Source organism: Nocardia carnea, from assembly GCF_029868855.1.
Classification (GTDB): Bacteria; Actinomycetota; Actinomycetes; order Mycobacteriales; family Mycobacteriaceae; genus Nocardia; species Nocardia carnea_A.
The window spans coordinates 1-3,664 of record NZ_JARWOV010000331.1 but is presented as its reverse complement, the minus strand read 5'-3'; the positions used below and the strand labels follow the sequence as shown (position 1 = coordinate 3,664).

Below are 3,664 nucleotides of genomic sequence, written 5' to 3'. Positions count from 1 at the left end.
GCCTGGGCGTGGGCTTATATTAACTTCACTCCAACAAACACCTACCAATCCTTCTCGCTGTGGCCGCCCTCCCACGAGGAGGTGGGCGTCCCGTTGATGGCCACCCTCACGGCCTCCACCTGGACCGAACGCGATTTCACCCCCGAAATCCTCGACCAGGTCGGCGTCCGCCTCGCCCTGCTGCCCACCCAGGTCCTGATGGCGGTGGCCGGCGCAGCCCAGGCCACCTTGAAGCGCCTGGCCGCGGGCGAAGCACCGGCCCAGGTGAGCGCCGATGCGCTCCAGCACCACGAATTCGTGGAATTGATCGGTTTCCCCGAGGTCGAGGCCATGCAGAACAAGTACCTACCCGCGAAGGAGCAGTAATCGCCGTGGGCTACACGATGACGGAGAAGATCCTGTGCCGCGCCTCGGATCAGGACACGGTTCGCGCCGGCGAGAACCACCCGGTGCATCCGGCGCGCATGATCGCCTACGACTTCCCCGGCTACACCGATGTGATGTTCCGCCAGATGCGCGAGGACTTCGGAATCACCGAGCTGGAAGACCCGAGCCGCTACATCGTCTTCATCGACCACATGCTGACGAAGCGCAACGAGAAAGAGCTCGAAGTCCACCAGGTCACCCGCGACTGGTGCGAGTTCTACGGCATCGAACTGCACGAGGGCCGCGGTATCGGCCACCAGCTCACCGCCGAACTCGGCCTCGCCATCCCCGGCGAATTCCTCGTCCACTTCGACGGCCATATCAGCGGTATCGGCGCCTTCGGCGCCCTCGGCTGGGGCATCCGCCGCGACCTCATCGAAGCCTGGGTCACCGGCCGGGTCTTCGTCGATATCCCCGCCACCACCCGCTTCGACCTCGTCGGCGAATTCCCGCCCGGCGTCGACAGCCGCGACCTCGTGCACACCATCATCGATATGGTCGGCGCCGACGGCTGCGCCCATCAGGTGATGGAATTCGGCGGCCCCGGCGCCCGCTCGATGGCCATCGACCACCGCCAGGGCCTGTGCGGAATGGCCATGTTCACCGGCGCCGTCTCCGCGATCTTCGAACCCGACGAGATATCGCTGGCCTACGCGAACAAGGTCGCCCGCCGCAGCTTCGACCCGGTGTACCCCGACGCCGACGCCACCTACGCGGCCCGCTACGAGATCGACCTCGCGACCCTCACCCCTCGCGTCGTGCTCCCCGGCTCCGCCCGCGCCGTCAACACCAAGACAGCCCAGGAACTCGCCGGCACCCCCATCACGAAAGCCTTCATCGGCTCCTGCGCCAGCGGCCGCATCGAAGACCTGCGCGCCGCCGCCCTGGTCCTCGACGGTCGCAAGGTAGCCCCCGGCGTCGAACTCAATGTCGTCCCGACCTCGCAGAAGGTGTACGAGCAGGCCGAACAAGAAGGCATCCTCGACGTCCTCCGCGCCGCAGGTGCACATATCAACATATCGAGCTGTGATTTCTGCTTCGGCTACCAGAAACCCCTGCAACCCGGCGAGAACTGCATCTCCACCGGCGTCCTGAACATTTCCGGCCGGATGGGCAGCCCCGACGCCAACATCTACATGGGCTCCCCCTACACCGTCGCCGCCAGCGCCCTCACCGGCACGATCCAGGAGTCGGTCCAGTGAGCGCCTATCCCCCACCGCCGGACCTGATCGAAGGCAAGGTCGCCTGGATCTTCGGCGACGATTTCGATATCGACCTCGTCGTCGGCGTCTCCAACATCAAGTCCTACGACCCCGACCACCTGCGTTCGGTGTGTATGCAGGCCTACGACCCCACCTTCACCGACCGCGTCCGCCCCGGCGATATCATCGTCGGCGGTCGCAACTTCGGCTACGGTCATCCGCACTATCCACCCATGGTGGCCCTCCGCAACGCGGGGATCTCGGCCATCGTCGCGGAATCCTTCTCGCCCGGCTTCTGGCGCGGCGAGACCTTCAACGGCATGCCGTTGATCACGATCCCCGGCGTCTCGACCTCGGTAAAGGTCGACGACCCCGTGGCCCTCGACTGGCGCACCGCCACCCTGCGCCTGCCCGAGGGAACCGACCTGGTCGGAACCCCACCGAGCCCACGGACCATCAAGGTCATCGAAGCCGGTGGTTCGTATGAACTCCTGCTCGCCGAGCACGCACGCGAAAGACAGATTCAATGACGAACACAGAGCCTCGCGTCGGGTCCCGTGACCTCCACCCCTCCGGACCGCTGCCGGCGACAGCAGCGAAGAAGTCGAACTCGATAGCCCGCCGCGCCGCCATCGCCGGCGGCGTCGGCACCCTCATCGAGTACTACGACTTCGCGGTCTACGGCTTCCTCGCTGTCACCATCGCCCCCCTGTTCTTCCCCTCCGACAATTCCGCGGTGTCGATCCTGTCGACCCTCGCCGTCTTCGGTGTCGCCTACGTGGCCCGCCCCCTCGGCGGCATCTTCTTCGGCCGCCTCGGCGACCGCCGCGGCCGCCGCCAAGCCCTCGTCATCACCGTCGTCAGCATGGGCGTGGCCTGCGGCATCCTCGGCCTGCTGCCCACCAGTTCCGCCGTCGGCATCCTCGCCCCCATCCTGCTGGTCCTGGTCCGCCTCGCCCAGGGCTTCTCCGCCGGCGGCGAAGTCGGCGGCGCGGCCACCTATATCGCCGAGTCGGCACCACCGCGTAAGCGTGGTTTCTTCGGCTCCTTCACCCCCGTCGGCTCCACCCTCGGCTTCGCCGTGGCCGCCGCCGTCGTCGGCGTCGTAGCCCTCATCACCACCGATGAGCAGATGGAATCCTGGGGCTGGCGTATCCCGTTCCTGCTCGCCCTGCCCCTCGCCTACGTGTGCCTCCGCGTCCGGATGAAGCTCGAGGACACCCCCGAATTCGAGGAGATGGCCGAGAAACAGCAGGTCACCAAGAGCCCGCTGCTCGACACCGTCACCAAGAACCCGTGGTCCGTCGCCCGCGTCGTCGGTGTCGCCATCGCCATGAACGGCTCCGGCTATATCGGTCTCACCTACTTCAGCGTCTACCTGATCAACGACCTCGGCTTCTCCAAAGACTCCGTCTACTGGACCTCCGCCATCGCCATCGCCCTGGCCTGCGCCACCTTCCCGCTCAGCGGTATGGCCACCGACAGGTGGGGCCGCAAACCGGTCCTCATCGCCGGCTACCTCGCCTACGTCGTGATCGCCCTCCCCGCCTTCATGATCATGGGCGCGACCAGCAGCATCGTCGTGATCGGCCTCGTCTACTTCGTCTACATGGTGCTGAACGGCGTAGTCCAGGTCCCCGCGTTCCCGCTGTTCACCGAACTCTTCCCCCGCACGGTCCGCTACACCGGCGTCTCGCTGGGCTTCAATATCGGCACCATCGCCGCCGGCGGCACCGCCCCCTACGTCGCCGCCCAGCTCGTCGAATCGACCGGAAACGCGATGTCACCCGCCTACTGGGTGATGGGCGTCTGCGCCATCGGCCTGCTCACCGTCGCCACCATCCGCGAAACCAGCCGCAAGGAACTTCCTGCATGACCACCGGTAATACCGGGAATGCCCCGTCCGCCGCATTTGATGAGGGTGCGGCGGGCGGGGGCAACCGCCCCCGAGAGGTTAACGAACAGTTAGCCACACAAGGGGGGGCCTTGGACGAGCGGTCCACACCGGAGGTCAGGACCAGCGGGGGCACGTCGGC

Annotated in this window: 4 protein-coding genes; all 4 read left to right on the top strand. The window is 66.5% G+C overall.

Annotated features, from left to right (window positions below):
- The first annotated feature begins 96 nt into the window (after nt 1-96).
- Genes QH195_RS33595 through QH195_RS33580 form a run of 4 tightly spaced genes read left to right on the top strand, consistent with a single transcriptional unit; the run spans nt 97 to nt 3,504 of the window.
- On the top strand, nt 97-366 hold the full coding sequence (locus QH195_RS33595) for a hypothetical protein (RefSeq protein WP_280438361.1): 270 nt from the start codon (nt 97-99) through the stop codon (nt 364-366).
- A 17-nt stretch (nt 367-383) separates the two neighbouring features.
- Nucleotides 384-1,628, top strand: coding sequence for a 3-isopropylmalate dehydratase large subunit (locus tag QH195_RS33590; RefSeq protein WP_280438362.1), 1,245 nt, complete (start codon nt 384-386; stop codon nt 1,626-1,628).
- Nucleotides 1,625-2,158, top strand: a complete 534-nt coding sequence (locus tag QH195_RS33585) for a 3-isopropylmalate dehydratase (RefSeq protein WP_280438360.1) — start codon at nt 1,625-1,627, stop codon at nt 2,156-2,158. Before QH195_RS33590 ends, QH195_RS33585 begins: the two co-directional genes overlap by 4 nt.
- Nucleotides 2,155-3,504 carry an MFS transporter gene (locus tag QH195_RS33580; RefSeq protein ID WP_280438359.1) on the top strand — a complete coding sequence of 450 codons (1,350 nt, stop codon included), beginning with the start codon at nt 2,155-2,157 and terminating at the stop codon, nt 3,502-3,504. Before QH195_RS33585 ends, QH195_RS33580 begins: the two co-directional genes overlap by 4 nt.
- The last annotated feature ends 160 nt before the right edge of the window (nt 3,505-3,664 follow it).

What these genes read in the sequence shown, in the direction of transcription:
- QH195_RS33595 (WP_280438361.1), top strand. Translation starts at nt 97, where the DNA reads ATGGCCACCCTCACGGCCTCCACCTGGACCGAACGCGATTTCACCCCC.
- QH195_RS33590 (WP_280438362.1), top strand. Translation starts at nt 384, where the DNA reads ATGACGGAGAAGATCCTGTGCCGCGCCTCGGATCAGGACACGGTTCGC.
- QH195_RS33580 (WP_280438359.1), top strand. Translation starts at nt 2,155, where the DNA reads ATGACGAACACAGAGCCTCGCGTCGGGTCCCGTGACCTCCACCCCTCC.